At 63.4% G+C, this 21,824-nt stretch carries 21 protein-coding genes and 1 pseudogene; 11 read left to right on the top strand and 11 right to left on the bottom strand.

Features of this window, described 5'->3' with window-relative positions; all coding sequences use genetic code 11:
* Positions 1 to 129: 129 nt before the first annotated feature.
* Positions 130 to 768: pseudogene (locus DOM58_RS11945) on the top strand (peroxiredoxin); the annotation flags it as partial.
* A gap of 170 nt (positions 769 to 938) precedes the next feature.
* Here DOM58_RS11945 and DOM58_RS11950 read toward each other — a convergent pair.
* A complete protein-coding gene (locus DOM58_RS11950) occupies positions 939 to 1,799 on the bottom strand; it encodes a glycine betaine ABC transporter substrate-binding protein (protein ID WP_110693043.1) in 861 nt (286 codons plus the stop codon).
* Between the two features lie 172 nt (positions 1,800 to 1,971).
* Positions 1,972 to 2,178 carry a hypothetical protein gene (locus DOM58_RS11955; protein ID WP_075560604.1) on the bottom strand — a complete coding sequence of 69 codons (207 nt, stop codon included), beginning with the start codon at positions 2,176 to 2,178 and terminating at the stop codon, positions 1,972 to 1,974.
* 230 nt (positions 2,179 to 2,408) lie between these two features.
* Here DOM58_RS11955 and DOM58_RS11960 point away from each other — a divergent pair, with 230 nt between their 5' ends.
* Entirely contained in the window at positions 2,409 to 2,963 is a 555-nt protein-coding gene (locus DOM58_RS11960) for a flavin reductase family protein (RefSeq protein WP_110693044.1), read from the top strand.
* Positions 2,964 to 2,988: 25 nt separating this feature from the next.
* On the opposite strand, the gene DOM58_RS11965 is transcribed toward DOM58_RS11960, so the two are convergent.
* Genes DOM58_RS11965 through DOM58_RS11975 form a run of 3 tightly spaced genes read right to left on the bottom strand, consistent with a single transcriptional unit; the run spans position 2,989 to position 5,759 of the window.
* On the bottom strand, positions 2,989 to 4,008 hold the full coding sequence (locus DOM58_RS11965) for a histone deacetylase family protein (protein ID WP_110693045.1): 1,020 nt from the start codon (positions 4,006 to 4,008) through the stop codon (positions 2,989 to 2,991).
* 36 nt (positions 4,009 to 4,044) lie between these two features.
* Positions 4,045 to 4,989 carry a 2-hydroxyacid dehydrogenase gene (locus DOM58_RS11970; protein ID WP_110693046.1) on the bottom strand — a complete coding sequence of 315 codons (945 nt, stop codon included), beginning with the start codon at positions 4,987 to 4,989 and terminating at the stop codon, positions 4,045 to 4,047.
* 2 nt (positions 4,990 to 4,991) lie between these two features.
* Positions 4,992 to 5,759 (bottom strand): class II aldolase/adducin family protein, encoded by a 768-nt coding sequence (locus tag DOM58_RS11975; protein ID WP_110693179.1) that lies wholly within the window; start codon positions 5,757 to 5,759, stop codon positions 4,992 to 4,994.
* Positions 5,760 to 5,929: 170 nt separating this feature from the next.
* On the opposite strand from DOM58_RS11975, the gene DOM58_RS11980 reads away from it, so the two are divergent.
* From DOM58_RS11980 to DOM58_RS12005, 6 genes are all read left to right on the top strand, one after another.
* Positions 5,930 to 6,613, top strand: a complete 684-nt coding sequence (locus DOM58_RS11980) for a GntR family transcriptional regulator (RefSeq protein ID WP_110693047.1) — start codon at positions 5,930 to 5,932, stop codon at positions 6,611 to 6,613.
* Positions 6,614 to 6,701: 88 nt separating this feature from the next.
* Positions 6,702 to 7,310 (top strand): HAD family hydrolase, encoded by a 609-nt coding sequence (locus DOM58_RS11985; protein WP_245392252.1) that lies wholly within the window; start codon positions 6,702 to 6,704, stop codon positions 7,308 to 7,310.
* A gap of 575 nt (positions 7,311 to 7,885) precedes the next feature.
* On the top strand, positions 7,886 to 8,827 hold the full coding sequence (locus tag DOM58_RS11990; protein ID WP_110693048.1) for a metal ABC transporter substrate-binding protein: 942 nt from the start codon (positions 7,886 to 7,888) through the stop codon (positions 8,825 to 8,827).
* The gene (locus tag DOM58_RS11995; RefSeq protein ID WP_110693049.1) at positions 8,824 to 9,774 is read left to right on the top strand and encodes a manganese/iron ABC transporter ATP-binding protein; all 951 of its coding nucleotides are present in this window, start codon (positions 8,824 to 8,826) and stop codon (positions 9,772 to 9,774) included. The genes DOM58_RS11990 and DOM58_RS11995 overlap by 4 nt, the downstream gene beginning before the upstream one ends.
* The gene (locus DOM58_RS12000) at positions 9,774 to 10,697 is read left to right on the top strand and encodes a metal ABC transporter permease (protein ID WP_280951140.1); all 924 of its coding nucleotides are present in this window, start codon (positions 9,774 to 9,776) and stop codon (positions 10,695 to 10,697) included. The genes DOM58_RS11995 and DOM58_RS12000 overlap by 1 nt, the downstream gene beginning before the upstream one ends.
* Positions 10,694 to 11,536 carry a metal ABC transporter permease gene (locus tag DOM58_RS12005; protein WP_110693050.1) on the top strand — a complete coding sequence of 281 codons (843 nt, stop codon included), beginning with the start codon at positions 10,694 to 10,696 and terminating at the stop codon, positions 11,534 to 11,536. The genes DOM58_RS12000 and DOM58_RS12005 overlap by 4 nt, the downstream gene beginning before the upstream one ends.
* Positions 11,537 to 11,584: 48 nt before the next feature.
* On the opposite strand, the gene DOM58_RS12010 is transcribed toward DOM58_RS12005, so the two are convergent.
* The 4 genes from DOM58_RS12010 to DOM58_RS12025 form a co-directional block, all read right to left on the bottom strand.
* Positions 11,585 to 12,976, bottom strand: a complete 1,392-nt coding sequence (locus tag DOM58_RS12010; protein ID WP_110693051.1) for a sodium:solute symporter family protein — start codon at positions 12,974 to 12,976, stop codon at positions 11,585 to 11,587.
* Positions 12,977 to 13,050: 74 nt separating this feature from the next.
* Positions 13,051 to 14,319 carry a metal-dependent hydrolase family protein gene (locus DOM58_RS12015; RefSeq protein ID WP_110693052.1) on the bottom strand — a complete coding sequence of 423 codons (1,269 nt, stop codon included), beginning with the start codon at positions 14,317 to 14,319 and terminating at the stop codon, positions 13,051 to 13,053.
* A 154-nt stretch (positions 14,320 to 14,473) separates the two neighbouring features.
* A complete protein-coding gene (locus DOM58_RS12020) occupies positions 14,474 to 15,406 on the bottom strand; it encodes a LysR substrate-binding domain-containing protein (protein ID WP_075560594.1) in 933 nt (310 codons plus the stop codon).
* A gap of 59 nt (positions 15,407 to 15,465) precedes the next feature.
* Positions 15,466 to 16,365, bottom strand: a complete 900-nt coding sequence (locus DOM58_RS12025) for a LysR family transcriptional regulator (protein WP_110693053.1) — start codon at positions 16,363 to 16,365, stop codon at positions 15,466 to 15,468.
* Positions 16,366 to 16,474: 109 nt separating this feature from the next.
* Here DOM58_RS12025 and DOM58_RS12030 point away from each other — a divergent pair, with 109 nt between their 5' ends.
* Positions 16,475 to 17,344, top strand: coding sequence for an aldo/keto reductase family oxidoreductase (locus DOM58_RS12030; protein ID WP_110693054.1), 870 nt, complete (start codon positions 16,475 to 16,477; stop codon positions 17,342 to 17,344).
* A 54-nt stretch (positions 17,345 to 17,398) separates the two neighbouring features.
* Here the strand turns inward: DOM58_RS12030 and DOM58_RS12035 are convergent, their stop codons facing one another.
* Positions 17,399 to 18,331 (bottom strand): LysR family transcriptional regulator, encoded by a 933-nt coding sequence (locus DOM58_RS12035; protein WP_110693055.1) that lies wholly within the window; start codon positions 18,329 to 18,331, stop codon positions 17,399 to 17,401.
* Between the two features lie 130 nt (positions 18,332 to 18,461).
* Between DOM58_RS12035 and DOM58_RS12040 the strand changes: the two genes are divergently transcribed.
* Complete coding sequence (locus DOM58_RS12040) at positions 18,462 to 19,631, top strand: mandelate racemase/muconate lactonizing enzyme family protein (protein WP_110693056.1); 1,170 nt, start codon at positions 18,462 to 18,464, stop codon at positions 19,629 to 19,631.
* Positions 19,632 to 19,696: 65 nt separating this feature from the next.
* Entirely contained in the window at positions 19,697 to 20,617 is a 921-nt protein-coding gene (folE2, locus tag DOM58_RS12045; RefSeq protein WP_110693057.1) for a GTP cyclohydrolase FolE2, read from the top strand.
* A 55-nt stretch (positions 20,618 to 20,672) separates the two neighbouring features.
* Here folE2 and DOM58_RS12050 read toward each other — a convergent pair whose 3' ends face one another.
* A complete protein-coding gene (locus DOM58_RS12050) occupies positions 20,673 to 21,773 on the bottom strand; it encodes an NADH:flavin oxidoreductase/NADH oxidase (protein ID WP_110693058.1) in 1,101 nt (366 codons plus the stop codon).
* Positions 21,774 to 21,824 lie beyond the last annotated feature (51 nt).

The raw sequence follows: 21,824 nt of genomic DNA on the forward strand, positions 1-21,824 counted from the left end.
ACGGATACATCCCACGAGCGCAGGCATGTCGTTATGGCTATCGATTGTTTCACAGCGCCGCCCTCGCTCGTCATGATGAGCATTCGACTCTAGGCTTCGAACCGAGGCCGCCAACGGCAACAGGAGAAAGTCATGGCTTTGCAACTTGGCGATACCGCTCCCGATTTCACCCAGGAAAGCACCGACGGACCGATCAGTTTTCACCAATGGGCCGGCGACAACTGGGTCATCCTGTTCTCCCATCCGGCGGACTTCACCCCGGTCTGCACCACCGAACTGGGCGAAGTCTCGCGTCTCAAGCCGGAATTCGAACGTCGCAACACCAAGGCAATCGGCCTCTCCGTCGATCCGCTGGACGATCACACCCGCTGGGTCGGCGATATCGAGGAGACCCAGGGCTGCGGGCTCAACTTCCCGCTGCTGGCCGACGGCGACCGCTCGGTGAGCGAGGCCTATGGCATGATTCACCCCAACGCCAGCGGTACCAATACCGTGCGTTCGGTGTTCATCATCGACCCGGCCAAGAAGGTGCGCCTGACGATCACCTATCCGCCCAGCACCGGCCGTAACTTCGCCGAGATCCTGCGCGTGCTGGACAGCCTGCAGCTGACCGACGGCTACAAGGTCGCTACACCGGTCAACTGGCAGGACGGTGACGACGTCATCATCGTGCCCTCGATCGACAACGAGAAGGCCAAGGAACTCTTCCCCAACGGCTGGGACGAGAAGAAGCCCTATCTCCGCGTCACCAAGCAGCCGAACAAGTGATCGTGATGGCATGGCGTCGGTAACGCCATTCAATAACGATGCCTTGCAGAAACGGCAACGCCCGCACTCTTTCGAGTGCGGGCGTTTTTGTGAGCGGCGGTGCGGGTTACCGAAAATCTTTCAGGAATTCGCGCGCAAGATAGCTCGGGAAAACGACGGTGAGCTGACGCTCAGTCGCTGTCATCCGCCGCCAGCCAGCCATCGACCAGCTTCCGATTCTCTTCGATCCACTGGGCCGCGCCATCATCGGGATCGCCGGCTTTCTCGATCGTCAGCATCAACTGGGAAAGCTGCTCCGGCGTCATGTGCCAGGCGTCGAGCATCTTCGCGACGTCGGGATGCGACGCGGCGAAGCCCTGATGCGACACCCATTTGATCTGCTCACCGGCGCTGTAGGTCTTCTTGGGGTCCTTCAGCACCTTGAGATCGTACTCGGCAAACGCCCAGTGGGGCTGCCATAGCGTCACGGCGATCGGCTCGTGACGCTGATAGGCATCCTTGAGCTGCGCCAGCATCGCCGACTCGCTGCTGCTCAACTGGCGAAACGGTAGCGAATACTGTTCGATGGTGGCATCGGTTTCGCTGGCGATCGACGAGCCGGGCTCGATGCCGAAAATCGTCGATTCCCCCTGATACTCGAAATCGTCGGCATGCGCCTTGAGCTGCTCGATGGTATCGATGTCTTCGACGTAAGCCGGCACGACCAGTGCATCCAGCGCATCGTCGTACCAGGTCTCGTGCAGGCTGATCCGCTCTCCATAAGGCTTGAGATATTCGGAATCGCTTGGCAGCCAGACCTCGAGAGACACATCGATATCGCCCTCCGCCAGCCCGCCGAACAGTACCGGCTTGGAGACTTCACTCAGCGATACGTCGTGCCCTTTTTCGTCGAGCAACTGCTGCCACATGTGCGAGATGGCGATGTTCTCGGCCCAGTTGTTGGTGCCGATGGTAACGCTATCCGCCGCGTTAGCCTGGGCGGCCACACTGCAGAGGACGGCGCCGATCAGGGCGGTCTTGATTGATTGCATGAAAATCCTGTCCTTGGCCTCGGGGCGTCGTCACCGTGAGCAGCAAACGGTGCCACGGCAGGATTTCATCATAGCCGACGATGGCGTTCGCGTGGGTTCGTAGCTCGCAAAAAACGCACCTGATCCGAGGGATCGGGCGCGTCGATATCACTGCGCTACGGGCAAGCGCTGATCAGCAACGCGTGCAGTGCTTGAGCGTTTCGGCCTCGTCACATTCGAGGCGTGGCGCTGATCGTGGCAGTGCCGACGACCGTCGCGGCGGAGGCAGCAGCGCATGCGGGCGAATCAGCGTCATCAGCATGGCGCGTACCACGTGCGCGAGCACGTAGACAACGACGGCCATAATGATCAACGCCTTGATGCGCCCTGAAATCTTCACGCTGCTTCTCCTTGAATAGAGGGGGCCGGATCCTGGATAAGGAAGTCCGGGTGGGATGGCACACAGGATATAACCACAAGATTGTGACGAAAAATTGAAGGCATCGATAAGCGGTATGCGAGTCATCGATGCCAGAGGTGTTTTTCAGAGGCCTTTGCCAAAGATCTATGTCAGAGGTCTTTGTCAGAGGTCTATGCTGGAATCACACTATCGGCAGAGAGGAACGTCGCTTGAGATCATTCAAGACCGATTTCCCGCTGGATCAAAGCCGCTGCCATCTGGAAACCGGCCCCATCGTACTGGTCGGCTCCCAGTGGCAGGGCGAACGCAATCTGATGGTGATGGGCTGGCACATGATGCTCGGCTTCGCGCCGGCACACTTCGGCTGCCTGATCACCGCCGGCAACCATAGCCACCGGCTGGTGCGCGAAAGCCGCGAATGCACGATCAACGTGCCGACGCTGGATCTGATCGATGCCGTGGTCGGCGTGGGCAACAGCGATGGCGACGACATCGACAAATTCGAGGCGTTCGGGTTGACCCCTGTCGCAGGAGACGAGGTCTCGGCCCCGCTGGTAGCCGAGTGTTATGCCAGCTTCGAGTGCCGGCTGGCCGATGATAGCCAGATCGACCGCCACGAGCTGTTCATCTGGGAGATCGTCAAGGCCCACGTCGACACCTCGATCGAGCTCCCGCGGACGCTCCACTACCGTGGCCATGGTCGCTTCATGGTCGCCGGCGACGAGATCGACCGATCGAAGGTTTTTCGGATCCAGAATCTCTAGGCGGCTATCCTGCGAAGCCGATCTGTCACCGGCCCGATAACCCTTCGAAGAAGCTCACCGCATTCGCCTCGAGCCCTTCCAGGTAATAGCCGCCCTCCTGCACCACCAGCGTCGGCAGGTCGAGATCGGCGATGGCGCGACCGAGCTTGCCGAATCCCGGCGTGGAGACCGACACCTTGGCCTGGGGGTCCTTCTCGTGAATATCGAAGCCCAGCGCCAGCACCAGCGCATCCGGTTCGAACAGCCGAATTGCCTGGCACGCTTCTTCGAGACGCTCGAAAAATACCGACTCCGGTGAGCCGTGGGGCATCGGCAGATTGAGGTTGTAGCCGAGGCCATCGCCACGCCCGCGCTCGTCCTCGAAGCCGGTGACCGCCGGGTAGAAGTTGGTGGTGTCGCCGTGAATCGAGATGTACATCACGTCATCACGCTCGTAGAAGATCTCCTGAACGCCCTGGCCGTGGTGCATGTCGGTATCGAGTACGACCATGCGCGGATAACGCGAAGTCAGATGCTGCGCGGCGATGGCGGCGTTATTGAGAAAGCAGAAGCCGCCGGCGGAATCGATACCCGAATGATGCCCCGGCGGGCGCGACAGCGTGTAGGCGAAGCGGTCACCGCCGAGCAGGGCTTCGGCACCGGCTACCGCGCTCTGCGCCGCCCAGTAGGCGGCCTGCCAGGTATGCTGGCCCACCGGCGCGCTGCCATCGGCCAGGTAGCGCGCGGTCTCGGCGAGAATCCCACGCAGCGCATTGGGCGAGCGCACGAAGATGCTGGAGATCACCTCTTCGCCCCAGTCCTCGTCGAGCTCGTGCCAGCGCCGATAGGCGCTTTCGAGGAAGCGCAGATAGGGCAGCGAGTGCACCGCCCGCAATGGGGCGACCCCATGATCCGCCGGTTCCCGAATCTCGAAGCCGAGTCGTCTGGCCGCGGCCAGCAGATGTTCGGCGCGATCGCGAACTTCCTGGGGTTCGCGCATCCTGCCGCGGGAAAAATAGGTCTGCGGCTGGTGCAACAGTTGGTCGTCGTGAAAAAAGGTCTTCATCGATGTTGTCCTCGTCATACGCAGTCCGCCTGATCCTCAATAGCCCGCGTGGCGATCCACGACGCTTGCCGGCAGCTGGCCGTCATCCAGCCGCGCCATCGCTTCGGCGACCTCGTGGGCCACCTGAGTCGGCGTCGAATCGCAGGCATCGTGCGGGGTCACGACGATCCTGTCGTGGCGCCAGAAAACATGATCTGTCGGCAGAGGTTCCACTGCAAACACATCCAGCGATGCCGCCGAGAGCTGCCCGCTATCGAGCGCGGCGAGCAGGTCGGCCTCGATGAGCTGCTCGCCGCGGCCGACATGGATCAATACGGCGCCGGTCGGCAGGCGAGTGAACAGCTCGGCGTTCAGGATGCCGCGAGTTTCCGGCGTCAGCGGTAGCAGGTTGATCAGGATCTCGCTGCGCGCGGCGAGCTGAGCGAGACCCTCGTCACCACTGAAGCCCGTGATACCTACCGGCAGATTGCGCCCGCTACGCGAATGGATCGCCACATCGTAATCCAGCGCCTTGAGTGCCCGCGCGACGGCCCCGCCCATCTTGCCGGCGCCCAGGAGACCAACACGCACGTCACTGGCGTCGCGCTTGGGCAGGCGCTCCCAGTACGCCTGTCGCTGATGGGCCAGGTATTCGCCGAAGCGCCGGTGGTGCCAGAGCACGTGCCAGGTCACGAACCCCGCCATCATCTGGGATTGGGATTCACCGGCAATCCGCATCAGCGGTACGTCGCCGGGCAGACTCGCGCTGGCCAGAATCCCGTTGACGCCGGCGGCGATAGACGAGACCAGGCGCAAGTTAGGGTAAGGCCGAAAATCGTCGGCGCCCGGGTCCCAGGCCAACGCGAAGGTGACTGCCTCGGGATCGGCGACATCCTGCGGCAAGGCCAGATGAAACTGCGGCGTCGCCTGCTCGAACGCCGCGATGTATTCGGTCATGATCTCCGGAGAACCCAGCAGGACGCCGCAAATTTTTCGCGCCATGCTCAGCCCTCGAAATCCGGCTGAATGCGCTTCAGCAGGCGCAGGTAGGCGTCCCACTCCGGATCGTGGTCAGTGACGCCGTGATCCGAATCCCACTCTTCATATTGCCGGGCGGTGTGCTCGGCAAGCGCAGGGTCCACACGGCGAATCTCCATGCCGCTACCCATCAGCGCGAGCTGCGCCTGACAGCTGCGCTCGAGGTTGTGCATCCGTTTGAACGCCTCGCCCACAGTGCGCCCGCACACCAGCATGCCGTGATTGCGCAACACCATGACCGGCTTGTCGCCGAGATCGGCCACCAGCCGCTCGCGCTCGGCCAGATCCAGCGCGATGCCCTCGTAGTCGTGATAGGCGGTACGCCCGTGAAATTCCATCGACCACTGATTCAACGGCAGCAGCCCCTCTTCCAGACAGGAGACCGCCACCCCGGCGACCGAGTGCGTATGCAGCACGCAGTGCACGTCCGGTCGCGCCTCATGGATCGCACTGTGAATGGTGAAGCCGGCCTTGTTGACGCCTGCGCTTTCCGGGTCATCAATCACGTTGCCCTCGAGATCGATAGTGACCAGATTGGCCGCGGTCACTTCCTCGAAACGATAGCCGTAAGGATTGATCAGGAAGTGTTCCTTGCCCGCCTCGGCCCGCGCCGAGATATGCGTATAGATGCTGTCATCGAGCCCGAAGTGGGCGATCAGGCGGTAGGCGGCCGCCAGATCGCGGCGCGCGTCGGACTTTGTGGTAGCTCGGGAGGTATCGGTCAGCGTATCCATCTCGCTCTCCTGGTGGGCTCGATCCGGGTTGCGCATCGGGCAATCGTGACTGGGCTGTGCTGCAGGTAAGCTATCAGGCCATCCTCAAACTGTCGACACTCGACAGTCGACCCAAGTGCGGTTTTCAGCGATAGTGCCACGGTCGGTAACCGCCAGCCCAACGAGATGACATGACGACGACCACGCGGGGATTTGCCACCATCCAGCAGCGCGACCTGGTCAACCAGATCGCCGACATGCTGACCGAAGCTCTACTGAAGGGAGAGTTTGCGCCGGGCATGCATCTGGCCGAGGCGCAGCTGGCGCGGGACTTCGGCGTCAGCCGGGCGCCCGTCCGCGAGGCGGCACGCCTGCTCGAAAGCCGAGGCATGCTGGTGTCGCAGCCGCGGCGCGGCTTCTTCGTGCGCACCTTCAATGCCGCAGAGCTCGACGACGTCTACGATCTGCGCCTGTGTCTCGAGCGTCATGCCGTTCGCCTGCTCGCCGGCAAACTGACGGCCGAGATGGAAGCGTCGCTCGACGCCCAGCTCGAAACCATGCGCCGCGTCGCCCGAGACGGCACCGCCGTCCAGCAGATCGAGGAGGACGTCGCCTTTCACCGCATGCTGTGCGAGTTCAGCGGCAATCAGCGGCTGGTGCGGGTATTCGACGAGCTCTGCCACGAGATGCGTTTCTGCATTCTGCTGATCGGCCAGCTCTACGACGACCCCACACAGGTCGCGGAGAGCCACCAACCCGTCATGGACGCGCTGCGGACACGAGATCCGGATGCCTGCGAGGCGGCGATCGACTACCACATCGGCATCGCCCAGCAGCGGGTGGTGGAGATGTTTAGGGAGCGGGAGACGTCCTGAACGGTCGAAGTTCCAATCGACTCTCCCCGTTCTGACATCCGTGGCTCACTTGGATAGGATGAGAAATACCTTCGATCTCGGAGCCGCCATGCCACCCATCACACTCGACACACTGGCCCACTGGGTCTTCGACATGGATGGCACGCTGACCGTCGGCGTGCATGACTTCCCCGCCATTCGCCGTCATCTCGACATCCCCGACGGCGCCGATATTCTCCACCATCTGGAAACGCTGCCCGCGGCCGAACGTGATGCCAAGCACGCCTGGCTGCTCGAACACGAGCGTGAACTCGCCATGCGTTCGACCGCTGCCCCCGGCGCCATCGAACTGGTTCGGGCACTAGGCGAGCGTGGCTGTCGGCTCGGCATTCTGACCCGCAACGCCAAGGAGCTGGCGCACATCACCCTCGATGCCATCGGCCTGGATGACTGCTTCGCTCCCGATGACGTGCTCGGCCGCGACGAGGCACCGCCCAAACCCCACCCCGGCGGACTGGAGCGCTTCATCCAACGCTGGAAGGTGGCGCCATCGGATCTGGTTATGGTCGGCGACAGCCAGTTGGATATGGCCTGCGGCAGAGCCGCCGGCGCGCGAACCGTGCTGGTCAACGCGCCGCAGGCCCGGGAGACGAGAGACGCCGATTGGCATCTCGCGGATTGTCGGGACCTGGCCAAGAGACTCGTCAACGACAGCTGATCATTCTATCGCTCCCACCACTCCCACCACTCCCATCACTCCCATCACTCCCGAAGCGTCGTATCAGCGCGCTCGGTGACCGGGCGCGACCCTTCACTTCTCTCATCGATAACGGCCAGATAGACGTCAGATACCGGGGATGCCGATCGGACCTGGCGCATCAGGAATCGGCGAGCATCCGCCCAGCACCAGGGTCGAGGCCACCAGAATCGTCACCAAAAACAAAAACTTCGCTGCGGGCATATCGCAGTCCTCCTGATTTCATGTGCCACGAGTCTAGACGATAGACGGACGCGCTCCATCGCCCCGCTCGATTTTCGTGGTTGCGTGAGGCGAAAAGGCTTCACGCCAAACCTTAACCGATGCTACAAATAGAAACCTAGGGAATAGAGTTAAACCACGGTTAACTAGACAGGGTCGCTAATCGTTTGCCATCGAAGCATCGGCGCTGCGATCCCGTGAATCAGCTCGTTAACACAGAGCTGCCACCGGCTTCGTTGCAGGTGACCACGATCGCTGGGTGTCTGAGAGCCAAAAGCTCGAGAATCCAAAGCTCGAGAACCAGGAGATGGACCATGAAGCGAGGTTTACAACGTTCGGTGATGGTGGGTGTCGCGAGCGTGATCCTCGGCACCTTGCTCGCTCTCCCCGCCAGCGCTGAGGGCACCGGCCAAGACGTCAGCCAGAAGAAGTTCAAGGCCGTGACCACGTTCACGGTGATCGCGGACATGGCGCAGAACGTGGCCGGGGATGCGGCGACGGTGGAATCGATTACCCGGCCGGGCGCCGAGATCCATAACTACGCGCCGACCCCGCGCGACATTTTGCGCGCCCAGGATGCGAACTTGATCCTGTGGAACGGCCTCGATCTGGAACGCTGGTTCGAACGTTTCTTCCACAACCTGAAGGACGTGCCCAGCGTGGTGGTATCGAGAGGCATCGAGCCGATCAGCATCGCCGAGGGTCCGTATGACGGCAAGCCCAACCCGCATGCCTGGATGTCGCCGACGAGCGCATTGATCTACGTCGACAACATCCGCGACGCGTTCATCGAGCACGACCCCGCCAACGCCGAGACTTACCGCAACAACGCCGAACGCTACAAGCAAGAGATCGAAGCCGCCGTTGCGCCCATCCGCGAATCGCTGGCGCAGATCCCCGAGGAGAATCGCTGGCTGGTGACGAGCGAAGGCGCGTTCTCCTATCTGGCGCGGGATTTCGGCCTGCGCGAGCGCTACCTGTGGCCGATCAATGCCGATCAGCAGGGCACGCCACAGCAGGTTCGTCAGGTGATCGATGTCATTCGCGCCAACGACATTCCGGCGATCTTCAGCGAGAGCACCGTCTCCGACAAACCGGCGCAGCAGGTGGCCCGCGAAACCGGCATCCATTACGGCGGCGTGCTCTACGTCGACTCGCTCAGCGAACCCGACGGCCCGGTACCGACCTATATCGACCTGCTGCGCGTCACTTCGGAGACGATCGTCAAAGGCCTGACTCAGGGGGCTTCATCATGACGACGCCTGCCGATACGTCGGCCACTGCGGCTAAAGCGGCATCGACCGGCGCCGAGACGCCATCGGCCGACGTCGAGCCAGCCGGTGCCGGCATCCGCGTGACCGATGCCGCCGTCATCTATCGCAACGGTCATACCGCGCTGCGCGACACCAGTTTCGAGATCCCCGCCGGTACGATTACCGCGCTGGTGGGCGTGAACGGTTCCGGCAAGTCGACGCTGTTCAAGGCGATCATGGGCTTCGTGCGTCTGGCTCGAGGCGAGATCCAGGTGCTTGGCCTGCCGGCCAAAACCGCGCTCAAGCGCAATCTGATCGCCTACGTGCCGCAGTCGGAAGAGGTCGACTGGAACTTTCCGGTGCTGGTCGAGGACGTGGTGATGATGGGGCGCTACGGCCACATGGGGATGCTGCGAATTCCCAAGCGGGGCGATCACGACGCGGTCGAAACCGCGCTGGAGCGCGTCAGCATGAGTGAGTTCCGTCAGCGTCAGATCGGCGAACTCTCCGGTGGGCAGAAGAAGCGCGTGTTCCTGGCCCGTGCGCTGGCCCAGGATAGCCGGGTGATCCTGCTCGACGAGCCGTTCACCGGGGTCGACGTCCAGACCGAAGATCAGATCATCCGGCTGCTGCGCGAACTGCGCGCCGAGGGCCGGGTGATGCTGGTCTCGACCCACAATCTCGGCTCGGTGCCGGAATTCTGCGACCGTACGATAATGATCAAGGGCACGGTGCTCGCCCATGGGCCCACCGACGAGATATTCACCCAGGCTAATCTGGAACGCGCCTTCGGTGGGGTGCTGCGCCACTTCGTGCTCGATCAATCCCAACAGCCCGGCGCGCCGCCCCATGCCGTGGGCGTGTTCACTGACGACGAGCGCCCGCTGGTGATGCAGAACGGTATTGCCGCGCGACGCCAGCGCAGTACCGGAAAGGGAGGCTCCCGTTGATGGACCTCCTCATGCCGTTCGGCTATCTAGTCGAGCCCTTCGGTTATCTATTCGAGCCCTTCGGCTATGGCTACATGCGCAACGCGATGTGGGTGTCAGCGCTGGTCGGCGGCGTCTGCGCGTTTCTCTCCTGCTACCTGATGCTCAAGGGCTGGTCGCTGATCGGCGATGCGCTGTCGCATTCGATCGTGCCCGGCGTCGCCGGCGCCTACATGCTGGGGCTGCCGTTTTCGCTCGGCGCTTTCTTTGCCGGCGGGCTCGCCTCGGCAGCAATGCTGTTTCTCAACCAACGCAGCAAGCTGAAAGAGGACGTCATCATCGGTCTGATCTTCAGCTCGTTCTTCGGCCTGGGGCTGTTCATGGTGTCGCTGTCGCCGACTTCGGTGAATATCCAGACCATCGTGCTCGGCAACATTCTGGCGATCACGCCCACCGATACGCTGCAGCTGGTGACGATCGGCGTGGTCTCGCTGGTCATCCTGCTGGTCAAGTGGAAGGATCTGATGGTGACGTTCTTCGACGAGAGTCACGCCCGCTCGATCGGGCTCAACCCCACCGCGCTCAAGATCCTGTTCTTCACCCTGCTGGCCGCCTCGACCGTCGCGGCGTTGCAGACGGTGGGCGCGTTTCTGGTGATCTGCATGGTCATCACGCCGGGAGCCACGGCCTATCTGCTGAGCGACCGCTTCCCGCGGCTGCTGATCATCGCGGTGACGATCGGCACGCTGACCAGCTTCTTCGGTGCCTACGTCAGCTATTTTCTCGACGGTGCCACCGGCGGCATCATCGTGGTGCTGCAGACGTCGATTTTCCTGATGGCGTTCCTGTTCGCGCCCAAGCACGGCATGCTGGCCGCGAGACGCCGGGCCGCGGCATCGCTGGCACGGACGCCAGTGGCCGAAACAACGGAGTCGCATTCATGAGCTTGCTCGATACGCTGCTGATGCCGTTCCAGTTCGGCTTCATGGTCAACGCCATGGTCATCGCCGTGCTGGTCACCGTGCCGATGGCCCTGCTCTCCTGCTTTCTGGTCCTCAAGGGCTGGTCGCTGATGGGCGATGCCATCTCCCACGCCGTCTTCCCGGGCGTGGTGATCGCCTATCTGATTGGCATTCCCTATGCCATCGGCGCCTTCGTCGCCGGCATGTTCTGCGCCGTGGCCACCGGCTTTCTCGAGGAAAACAGCCGGATCAAGCAGGATACGGTGATGGGAATCGTCTATTCCGGCATGTTCGGCATCGGCCTGGTGCTCTACGTCAAGATCCAGTCGACGGTCCATCTCGATCACATCCTGTTCGGCGACATCCTTGGCGTGGCCTGGCGAGATATCGGCGAATCGGCGCTGATCGCCTTGATCACCGTCGGCGTCATCGGTCTCAAGTGGAAGGACTTCCTGCTCCACGCCTTCGATCCGACCCAGGCCCGGGCGGTCGGTTTGCGAACCCGGCTGCTGCACTACGGCCTGCTCTGCCTGATCTCGCTGACCATCGTCGGCGCCTTGAAGGCCGCCGGGATCATTCTGGCCATTGCCCTGCTGATCGCGCCCGGCGCCATCGCCTTCCTGCTGACCCGACGCTTCAGCACCATGCTGCTGCTGTCGGCAGTAATGTCCGCCGTCATCGCCTTTCTCGGCGTCTATCTCTCGTTCTTTCTCGACAGCGCGCCGGCCCCGACCATCGTGCTGCTGTTCTCGATCGTCTTCGGGATCGCGTTCATCGTTTCGACGCGACGTGTGGCAAGCCGAGAAACGAAAGCGGGGTAAGGCATTTCGGCCTTACCCCGTCTCCGATGCGAACGGCGACATCTACCCTCAGACGGAGGGCGACTCGACGGCCACCCGCGGCCGACTCAGCAGGCTCACGCCGATCAGCGTCACCGCCGCCAGCGGCATCGCCACCAGCACGCTGTTCCAGCCCATCGGCTTGCCCAGCGCGATCTCCCACACCAGCGTCACCACGCCGCCGACGATCATCGCCGACAGCGCCCCGGCCGGCGTGGCGCGAGGCCATAGCAGCGCCGCCAGGAACACCGGCGTGATCGCCGCGCCGTACATGCCGTAGGAGTACATCTGCATCGCCAGCACGCTGGGGAAGAACGCGCCCAGGACCCAGGCCAGAATACCCAGCCCGACGACGGTCAGGCGATTCACGAGCAGCGCCTTGCCCGCCGGGATATCGAGCTTCAATAGACCGCCGAGAATATCCTGGGTCAGGCTGGCCGAGGCGGAGAGCAGATAGCTGTTCCCGGTCGTCAGCAGCAGCGCCACCAGCGACGCCAGCAGCAGCCCGCCGACCACCGTGGGCAACCCTTCCCGGGCCAGCGTCATCATCGCCGTGGAGGGCGTGATATCCGGGAACATCACGCGTGTGGCGCAGACCAGCAGCACGATCAGCGAGGTACACGCGATCGACGCGATGACCAGGCCCATGGCGGCTTTCTTTGCCGTGGCCGGGTCACGCGCGGCGGCAAAGCGCTGGAACAGATTCTGATCGCCCAGAATCAGCAGGAACAGCGGCAGGAAGTAGCCCAGCGCCTGCCACGGTGAAAGGCCACCCAGCAGTGTCCGATGCGTTGCCGGTAGCGCGTCCATCATCTCACCGAGGCCTCCGAGACGAGTCAGCACCAGCGGCGCGGCGATCAGCATGCTGCCAAAGATGATGATCGCACTCAGATAGTCGGTGTAGGCCACCGAGACCAGGCCGCCCATGGTCGCCAGACCAATCATGATCGCCGCCGCGATCAGCACGCCTTGCCACACCGGCAGCCCGAATGCCAGGTTGAGCGCCTGCCCGGCGCCGGTAAACTGATACGACACGATGCCGACGTAGGCCAGCAGGATGATCAGCGAAGCGATCGAGCGCGCCGTGGGACCGAAACGTTCTTCGATCAATCCGGGAATCGTGGTGGCCCGCGAGCGGCGCATCTTCTGCGCCAGCAGGAAGTAGACCACCAGCGCGGCGATCGGCGTCCCGGCGAAGAAGAAGATTGCCGCCCCCGGCCCGTGCTGGAACACGAAGCTGGCCCCGCCGACGATCGAGCCCGACCCTACGAAGGTGGCCAGCAGCGTCGCGGTCAACACCAGCGTCGACAGCGATCGCCCGGCGACGATGAAGTCGGTGTCGTCGTGGACCTTGCGTCGCGAGAAGTAGAGGCCGATGACGACCATCAATACGATATACGCGATGACGAAGAATGCCTGCATGATCGCAGTCTCCTGTTTTGATTGTTATGGGTTGTGATCTTTGTGGGGTATGGTCGATTCCGGATCGGGCTGGATCAGTGGCCAAGGCGATCCTTGATCGCGCGGCCGCCCTGCATGATCAGCGACAGATGCTTGCCCTGGCCGGTCAGCAGGCTCATGTCTTCCAGCGGATTGCCGTCGACCACGATCAGGTCCGCCCACGCCCCCGGCGCGATGCAGCCGATCTCGCCTTCCATGCGCAGCAGCTTGGCCGCGGTGGAAGTGGCACTGCGAATCACCTCGTGCGGCGGCAGCACCTGAGAGCGGATCACGAACTCTTCCGACTGGTGCGGATGCATCTCGCCGAGCAGATCGGTGCCGTAGGCCATGGGCAGCCCCGCTTCGTGCATGGTGATCAGGCTCTCGAGCCCGGCCAGGCGGACGTCGTCGATCTTGGCGACTGACTCGGGCTTGAGACCGTAGTCGGCACCTTCGATCTTGAGGCGTTCGTAGGTGACCAGCGTGGGGCAGGCCATGGCACCGCGTTCGGCGGCCAGCCTGGCCGTGTCCGCCTCGATCAGATTGCAGTGTTCGAGGGAACGCACCCCGGCCTCGACGGCGCGGCGAATCGCTTCGTCGGTGTAAAGATGGGCGCTGACGTAGGTCTTGGCGTTGGCGGCCTCTTCGACAATGGTTTTGAGCTCGTCCACCGAGAAGCTCAAAAACTCGATCGGATCGCTCGGCGATGAGACGCCGCCGTTGGCCATCACCTTGATGAACTGCGCACCGGCCTTGATCTCCTGACGCACGGCACGGCGCACCGATTCGACGCCATCGCAGATACGCCCCATCGAGCCCAGACGCCGAGTCTGGTACTGATCGTCGCGCTCGTCATAGAAGCCGCGGTAGTCGTTGTGACCGCCGGTCTGGGAAAGCGCCTTGCCGCAGATCACCAACCGCGGGCCGACGAAGAGTCCTTCCGCCACCGCCTGCTGGATGCCGCGGTCGGCACCGCCGACGTCGCGCACCGTGGTGAAGCCACGCATCAGCATGCCTTCCATGATCGGTTTGGCACGCGCGGCGACCAATGAATCCGGCAGCAGCGCGTTAGCGCCGAGATCGGCCGTCGTCGCAATGACGTGAACGTGGCAGTCGATCAGGCCCGGCATCAGCGTGCGCCCTTCGAGATCGATCACGCGGGCATCATCAGGCGCCTCGATCGGCGTGTCGGAGACCTGGACGATACGGCCGTTCTCGACGAGAACGTGTACTCCGGCACGCGGCTCGGGGGACGAACCATCGACCAGATTGGCGTTACGGAACAGGACGGCTGGCGACGGGAGTGCGGAGGAAAGTTCGATCATGAATTGGGCTCTCGGGAGGCATTATTGTGCTTGGGAGGTACTGTCGTGATAGTCATCCAAATACGACTTGAGCCTACCCAGCGCCTCGAGCCCCTGAAAAGCGTTAAAAATGCATGCCAGCATGCGGCCAGCGCATTGATCCTGCGTCGGGCGATCAATCTCCCTGCGGCGCCATCTCCAGCAGCCAGCGCTTGAAACAGCGCGTGGCGACGTTCTCCCGACGTTCGTCCGGCGTGATCAGAAAATAACCGCCCCCGTGGCTCGCCCAGTGATCAGTCGCGCGGACCAGCCGCCCCCTGTCGATCTGACTGTCGATGACGTGTTGCCAACCCAGCACGATGCCTTCACCAAGTACCGCCATTTCGACCAGTGGCGGGTAGTGATTGATGGCGATGGCGTTGTTCAGGCTCACCGTCGGCAAATGGTGGTAGCGAAACCAGTCACGCCAGGAGATCCACAGGCTCTGGGCATCCTCGAGCACCAGCAGTGTCTCCTCGCTCAACTGCTCCGGCGTCAACCCCGAGTCCGGGCCCACCCCATGACGCTCCCGGCAGGCGTCGAGATAACCGGGCGCACAGACCGGAAAGACTTTCTCCGGGATCAGATAAGTGGTCTCGAATCCCGGCAGAGATGCCTGCTTCAAGTAATACAGGCCGATATCGAACTCGAAGGACGACAGCGACGTCACCCCGTCGCGCACGATCAGACGCAGCTTGATATTGGGATATTGACGCCGAAACCGACCCAACCGGGGTGCCATCCAGAACTGCGCCACGCCGGCGGTGCAAGCCACCGTCAGCTCGCTCTCGCCGGTGCTTTTCATCACCTCGGCGGTGGCGTTGACGCAGTCGTCCAGGATCGAACGCACCTGCAGCGCATAGGTTTCCCCCGCGCGCGTCAGCGCCAGTTGGCGCTGCTCGCGGATGAAGAGCTTGCGGCCCAGGAACTGCTCCAGGTGAACGATCTGCCGGCTCACCGCGCTCTGGGAGAGGTTCAGTTCGACGGCGGCCCGGGTAAAGCTCATGTGTCGCACGGCCGCTTCGAAGGCGATCAGGGCGTTGAGCGGCGGCAGCGGTGACATGCGCATGAGAAGCTCCACGGAGACAACGGAGAGGAGCAGGATACGTCATCGCGACGTCGGGAACGCTAGCCGCGATCACGAATGAAATCGATGAAGGCCCGCAGCGGCGCGGGCACCAGCCGGCGATCCGAATAGTAGAGGTAAGGCCCGGTGAAACGTTGCCACCAGGGTTCGAGCACCGGTACCAGCGCGCCACTGGCGAGATACGGTTCGACCCACTGCTCGAAGATCATGATCAGACCGACGCCTTGCAACGCCGCCTCAACCCCGAGGTCCACGCCACCGCCGATGCTGACCGTCAACGGCCCGGCGGGCTCGATGCGAATCGACTCCTCCCCGCGCTCGAACTCCCACGGCGGCAGATTGCCGTTGGTGAAGCGGCCACGAATGCAGGCGTGCTGCAGCAGATCGCGGGGATGCGCGGGCGTGCCGCAACGCGACAGGTAGTCGGGCGAGGCGACCAGCGCGAAACGCTGCTCACGCGGCCCGATGGCCACGGCGATCATGTCCTGCTCGAGTAGTTCGTCGTAACGGATGCCGGCATCGAAGCCCGCCGCCAGCGTATCCGTCGCCGCGCTATCGGCGGTGATCTCGACGCGGATCTCCGGGTAGGCCTTGAGGAAGTCGGGCAGGAGGGAAGGCAGGATCAACCGCGCCGCGCTGACCGGCACGTTGAGACGAAGGGTGCCGGCCGGGCGATCCCGAAACCCGTTGACCGCGTCCAGCGCGCTTTCCACCTCCTCGATCGCCGGTGCCAGCCGCGAGACCAGCGCGGCGCCGGCCTCGGTCAGCGTCACCGCCCGTGTGGTGCGATGGAACAGTCGAATGCCGAGGGCGGTCTCGGCGCGGCGCACCGCATCGCTCAAGCGCGACGGACTGGTGGCGGTGAGCCGTGCCGCTTCCCGAAACCCCTTGGCCTTGGCAACGGCCAGCACCGCCTGGAGATCACCGAGATCGGCGCTCATTGTGCATTTCTCCGTACGACCTGTATTGATTGGCTGGAATAGTCGCACAGCATCGAGAGGTCTACGATAAAACCGTCCGACATCCCCTATTCGACACAGGAGTGAGCGCATGTCCCTCATCGACAAAGCCGGTACTTATACCCTCGGTGATCGCCAGGTCAAACGACTAGGCTACGGGGCGATGCAGCTCGCCGGCCCCGGCGTATTCGGTCCGCCCAAGGATCCGGCGCGCGCCGTGCAGGTGCTGAAGGACGTGATTGCTGCCGGCATCGATCATATCGACACCTCGGATTTCTACGGTCCGCACATCACCAATCAGCTCATCAAACAGGCGTTGCACCCCTATCCGAGCGAGCTCTGCCTCGTCACCAAGGTCAGCGCCCGGCGCGATGAAACCGGTGCCTGGCTGCCCGCGCTCTCGCCGGCCGAGCTGACCCAGGCGGTGGAAGACAACCTCCGCAATCTGGGCCTGGAGCAGATGGAGGTCGTCAACCTGCGCAGCATGCTGGACGTACACGGGCCGGCCGAAGGCTCGCTGGAAGCGCCGCTGACGACGCTCGCCGAACTCCGCGAGCGCGGCCTGATCAAGCACATCGGGCTGAGCAACGTCACCGCCACCCAGGTCGCCGATGGACAGAAGATCGTGCCCATCGTCTGCGTGCAGAATCAGTACAACCTGGCCAATCGGGCCGATGATTTGCTGATCGATCAGCTCGCCGCGGACGGCATTCCCTACGTGCCGTTCTTCCCGCTGGGCGGATTCACGCCCCTGCAGTCGGACACGCTCTCCGACGTGGCGAAGACGCTCGAGGCCACGCCGATGCAGGTGGCGCTGGCGTGGCTGCTCAAGCGTTCACCCAACATTTTGCTGATCCCCGGCACCTCGTCGCCAGGGCATCTGCAGGAGAACATCGAGGCGGCCGCGCTGGAGATTCCCGCGGCGCAGATGGCGTTGCTGGATCGTATCGGCAGCGAGTAACGCGGCCGATCTCGGAACATCCGGCTTAGGGAAGCTTGGACACAACGTAACGGTCTAGGGCAAGGTCGTCAGACGCTCCCAGAACGCTTCGGCGAAAGCCGGTAGCGTCTCCTTGGCGCGAGTGATGTGGATTTCGACCGGAATATCCCAGGCCGGCCCGAGCGCCCGGACCAGCTGGTGCTCGCGCCATTCCGACTCCGCCAGGATGAGCGGCAGCCAGGCCATGCCCTTGTTCTCCAGCGCCATCGACATCAATACCGCCGCCAGGTGGCTCGAGAACAGCGGCGCTCGTGGGGCGAATTCAGCATTGCTGCGCAGCCGGTGGGAAACGATGCGCCCCAATCCCGACGCATCGGTGTAGGCCAGATACGGAACGGCGGGATCGTCCGCCGGCAGGAATTCGGGATCGAGGCCCGCCGCTGCGTCCTTGCCCTCGCCGAGTTTTCTGCTCAATTCCGCACCGATCAGCGGTACCAGGGTGTCCTTGGCGATCCTTCGACTCTCGAACCGGCCCGGATCGAGCCGCGTGGGCACCGCCGGGTGACGGTGACTGAGCAGGAAATGCACCCGCCCCTGCGTCAGCCTCTGCTCGCATTCCGCCATGCTCTCGGTATGGAGCTGCAGCGCCTCGATCGGCGCCCCCTTCTCGACCTGACGGATCCAGCGCGGAAAGAACGTGAACGACAGCGAATGTGTCGCCGCGAACTGCAGCGTTCGGGCGGCCTTGCCCGCCACCTCCCGAACCTCTTCACGCAACCGATGCAGACGGGTGGCGGACTCGAGAGCGCCGCCCTGCATCGCCCGCCCCGCCTCGGTCAGCGACGTCCCCTGTGGCGTACGCACGAACAGGGTGACGCCCATCCACGCCTCCAGCGCCCGTATCCGTCGGCTAAAGGCCGGCTGGGTGATATGGCGCGCCTCCGCGGCACGCACGAAGCTGCCGTGCTCCGCCAGCGCAATGAAATCTTCGAGCCAGACCAGTTCCATGGTTCGATTCCTGTGACCGGATGCCAATAGCAATGCCGTTTCGGCATAACTAACCTCGTTAATAGCATTGGTTGGCGAGCCGAGGCCAGGGCTATCGTGGCTTTCACCATCCCCTGTCGAGTATTCCGCCATGCGTATTGTGGACATCCGTGAACAGACCGCATCGATCGCCTCCCCCATCGCCAATGCCTATATCGATTTCTCCAAGATGACCTGTTCGGTCGTTGCGGTCGTCACCGACGTGATCCGCGACGGCAAGCCGGTCATCGGTTACGGCTTCAACTCCAACGGCCGCTACGGCCAGGGTGCGCTGATGCGCGATCGCTTTCTGGCGCGAGTGCTGGAGGCCGATCCCGAGACGCTGATCGATCACGATCGCGACAACCTGGACCCGTTCGCCATCTGGAAGACCTTGATGACCAACGAGAAGCCGGGCGGCCACGGCGAGCGCTCGGTGGCGGTCGGCACGATCGACATGGCGGTCTGGGACGCCGTGGCCAAGATCGAGGGCAAGCCACTCTATCGGCTGCTGGCGGAGCGCTACCGCGATGGCCAGGCCGACGACAAGGTGTGGGTCTACGCCGCCGGCGGTTACTACTACCCCGGCAAGGACCACTCGAAGCTGCAGGAGGAGATGCGGGGCTATCTCGACCGCGGCTATAGCGTGGTCAAGATGAAGATCGGCGCCGCCTCGCTGGACGAGGACCTGCGCCGGATCGACGCGGTGCTGAAGGTGGTGGGAGACGGCAGCCGCTTGGCGGTCGATGCCAACGGTCGATTCGATCAGGCGACGGCCATCGCCTACGCCGAAGCGCTCAAGCCCTACAAACTGTTCTGGTACGAAGAGGCCGGCGACCCGCTTGATTACGCGCTGCAGGCGGAGCTCGCGAACCACTACGAGTTGCCGATGGCGACCGGCGAGAATCTCTTCTCGCACCAGGACGCCCGCAACCTGCTGCGCTACGCCGGCATGCGCCCGGATCGCGACTACCTGCAGTTCGACTGCGCGCTCTCCTACGGGCTGGTGGAGTATCTGCGTACGCTCGATGTCATGGCCGAGATGGGCTGGTCCAGCCGCCGCGTGGTACCCCACGGCGGCCATCAGATGTCGCTCAATATCGCCGCCGGCCTGCACCTGGGCGGTAACGAATCCTACCCGGACGTGTTCCAGCCCTTCGGCGGTTTTGCCGACGGCATCCAGGTGGAAGATGGCTACGTTGCCCTGCCCGACGTCCCGGGCGTCGGGTTCGAAGCGAAGTCGGCGCTCTACAAGGTCATGCGCGAACTCGGCGGCGAGTGAAGGTTGTGCGCATCGACGCCAAAAGATATGTTATAAAATAACATTAATGACATCGATGAGCGCTCATGACCCTCACCGTACCGCCGCTACCGGATGTCGCCGCTGGGCGCGAACCGGAACCATCTAGGGCATCGCCTTACCGCGCCCTGCAACATGTCGGCATGCAGGGCATCGCCACCCGCCTGCAATGGGAGGATGGCACTCGGCTGCCCGCCACCGCCGACGTCAGTGTCGATCTCGCCGCCGGCCAGCGCGGCATTCACATGTCCCGGCTCTATCGGCTGCTGGACCGGCTCGACGAGTCGCCGCTGACACCGGCCGGATTGACGACGCTGGGTAACGCCTTGCTGGATAGCCAGCAAGGCATCAGTCAGGCCTTGGCACTAACGCTGCGCTTCGATCTGCCACTGCGCCGCCCGGCGCTGCTCAGTGGCGAGAGCGGTTGGCGTCACTATCCGTGCAGGCTGGAATTGAAAGGCAGCCGAGAAGCGCTTGAAACCACACTGACGCTATCACTCGACTACGCCTCCACCTGCCCTTGCTCGACCGCGCTGGCGCGCCACGCCATGGCCCGGGACTGGCGCCATTGGGTGGAAGAACAGACGCATGCCGACATCGATGCCGGGACCGTCGCCAACTGGATCGAGCACCAGGGCGCTTTCCCCACGCCGCACAGTCAGCGCAGCCGGGCCGCTCTCTCGCTCACGCTAAGTCCCCGGGCGGCGTTCGCCGCTGCCGATCGTATCGATACTTTCGAGCGCTTGCTGCAGACACCGGTTCAGACACTGGTAAAACGGATCGATGAGCAGGCCTTTGCAGAGCGCAATGGCGCCAACCTGATGTTCTGCGAGGATGCCGCCCGGCGTCTGGCCGAGGGCTGCGATGCACAGCCCGACGTCACGGGCTATCGCATCGAGATCGTGCATGCCGAAAGCCTGCATGCCCATGATGCGATTGCCGTGGTGGAACGCGACCTGCCTGCATGAAGCCCCGTCGTCGATCACCGACGACGGGATACCACCAAGCCAAACCGACGGATGCCTAGCCGAACAGCCCTTTCAACGTGTGCGGCTGGCTGCGCAGGTACTGCTTCGGCGCGTGAACGCTGGCGCCGAGCTTGGCGGCGGCGTGCCACGGCCAGCGCGGATCAAAGAGCATGCCGCGTGCCAGCGCGACGGCATCCGCTTCACCGCTGAAGACGATGCCTTCGGCCTGCTCCGGCTCGGTGATCAGCCCGACGGCGATGACCGGCATAGCGACTTCCTGCTTCATGCGCCGCGCGAACGGCACCTGGTAGCTGGGGCCGACATCCAGCGCCTGGCGCGGATCGAGACCGCCACCGGAACAGTCGATGAAACTACAGCCGCGGGCGTCCAGCGCCTTGGCCAATTCCACGCTCTGCTCCAGATCCCAGCCACCCTCGACCCAGTCACTGCCGGAGATACGAATACCCACCGGCTTCTGCTGCGGGAAGACCTCGCGGACGGCGTCGAAGATTTCCAGCACGATCCGCATGCGGTTTTCGAGGCTGCCACCGTATTGGTCATCGCGCTGGTTGGAGAGCGGCGACAAGAATTCATGCAGCAGATAGCCATGGGCCGCGTGGAGCTCGATCAGCTCGAAACCCAGGCGCTCGGCACGCTTGGCCGAGGCCACGAAGCCGGCCTTGAGCGCTTCGATATCCTCGAGGCTCATCGCTTTCGGCGGACGCTGATCGTCCTGATACGCAACCCCGGAGGGCGCCACGGTCTGCCAGCCGCCCTGCTCGAGCGATAGCTGCGCGCCACCTTCCCAGGGCGCCTGACAGGAGGCCTTGCGCCCGGCGTGGCCGAGCTGGATACCGATCGGCATCGGCGAGTGGCCACGCACGGACTCGAGCATGCGCGCCATCGCCTGCTCGTTATCGTCCGAATAGAGGCCGACGTCGCCTGGGGTGATGCGCCCTTCCGGAGCGACAGACGAGGCTTCGACCATCAGCAGTCCGGCGCCGGAGAGCGCCAGATTGCCGAGATGGATGGTGTGCCAGTCGGTCATGTTGCCGTGCTCGTCAGCGGAGTACTGGCACATCGGTGAGATCACTATGCGATTGGCCAGCTCGAGCTCGGCGAGCTTGAGCGGCGTGAACAGCTTGGGGGATGCCATGGAAAAATTCCGGAAACGAATGATGACGAAAATGTAGCTGGCTAATAATTG

This window comes from Salinicola halophyticus (assembly GCF_003206695.1).
Classification (GTDB): domain Bacteria; phylum Pseudomonadota; class Gammaproteobacteria; order Pseudomonadales; family Halomonadaceae; genus Salinicola; species Salinicola halophyticus.

Bases quoted from the DNA above. Each gene is read 5' to 3' on its own strand.
- DOM58_RS11950 (WP_110693043.1), bottom strand. From the start codon at position 1,799: ATGCAATCAATCAAGACCGCCCTGATCGGCGCCGTCCTCTGCAGTGTG.
- DOM58_RS11965 (WP_110693045.1), bottom strand. From the start codon at position 4,008: ATGAAGACCTTTTTTCACGACGACCAACTGTTGCACCAGCCGCAGACC.
- DOM58_RS11970 (WP_110693046.1), bottom strand. From the start codon at position 4,989: ATGGCGCGAAAAATTTGCGGCGTCCTGCTGGGTTCTCCGGAGATCATG.
- DOM58_RS11975 (WP_110693179.1), bottom strand. From the start codon at position 5,759: ATGGATACGCTGACCGATACCTCCCGAGCTACCACAAAGTCCGACGCG.
- DOM58_RS11980 (WP_110693047.1), top strand. From the start codon at position 5,930: ATGACGACGACCACGCGGGGATTTGCCACCATCCAGCAGCGCGACCTG.
- DOM58_RS11985 (WP_245392252.1), top strand. From the start codon at position 6,702: ATGCCACCCATCACACTCGACACACTGGCCCACTGGGTCTTCGACATG.
- DOM58_RS11990 (WP_110693048.1), top strand. From the start codon at position 7,886: ATGAAGCGAGGTTTACAACGTTCGGTGATGGTGGGTGTCGCGAGCGTG.
- DOM58_RS11995 (WP_110693049.1), top strand. From the start codon at position 8,824: ATGACGACGCCTGCCGATACGTCGGCCACTGCGGCTAAAGCGGCATCG.
- DOM58_RS12000 (WP_280951140.1), top strand. From the start codon at position 9,774: ATGGACCTCCTCATGCCGTTCGGCTATCTAGTCGAGCCCTTCGGTTAT.
- DOM58_RS12005 (WP_110693050.1), top strand. From the start codon at position 10,694: ATGAGCTTGCTCGATACGCTGCTGATGCCGTTCCAGTTCGGCTTCATG.
- DOM58_RS12010 (WP_110693051.1), bottom strand. From the start codon at position 12,976: ATGCAGGCATTCTTCGTCATCGCGTATATCGTATTGATGGTCGTCATC.
- DOM58_RS12015 (WP_110693052.1), bottom strand. From the start codon at position 14,319: ATGATCGAACTTTCCTCCGCACTCCCGTCGCCAGCCGTCCTGTTCCGT.
- DOM58_RS12020 (WP_075560594.1), bottom strand. From the start codon at position 15,406: ATGCGCATGTCACCGCTGCCGCCGCTCAACGCCCTGATCGCCTTCGAA.
- DOM58_RS12025 (WP_110693053.1), bottom strand. From the start codon at position 16,365: ATGAGCGCCGATCTCGGTGATCTCCAGGCGGTGCTGGCCGTTGCCAAG.
- DOM58_RS12030 (WP_110693054.1), top strand. From the start codon at position 16,475: ATGTCCCTCATCGACAAAGCCGGTACTTATACCCTCGGTGATCGCCAG.
- DOM58_RS12035 (WP_110693055.1), bottom strand. From the start codon at position 18,331: ATGGAACTGGTCTGGCTCGAAGATTTCATTGCGCTGGCGGAGCACGGC.
- DOM58_RS12040 (WP_110693056.1), top strand. From the start codon at position 18,462: ATGCGTATTGTGGACATCCGTGAACAGACCGCATCGATCGCCTCCCCC.
- folE2 (WP_110693057.1), top strand. From the start codon at position 19,697: ATGACCCTCACCGTACCGCCGCTACCGGATGTCGCCGCTGGGCGCGAA.
- DOM58_RS12050 (WP_110693058.1), bottom strand. From the start codon at position 21,773: ATGGCATCCCCCAAGCTGTTCACGCCGCTCAAGCTCGCCGAGCTCGAG.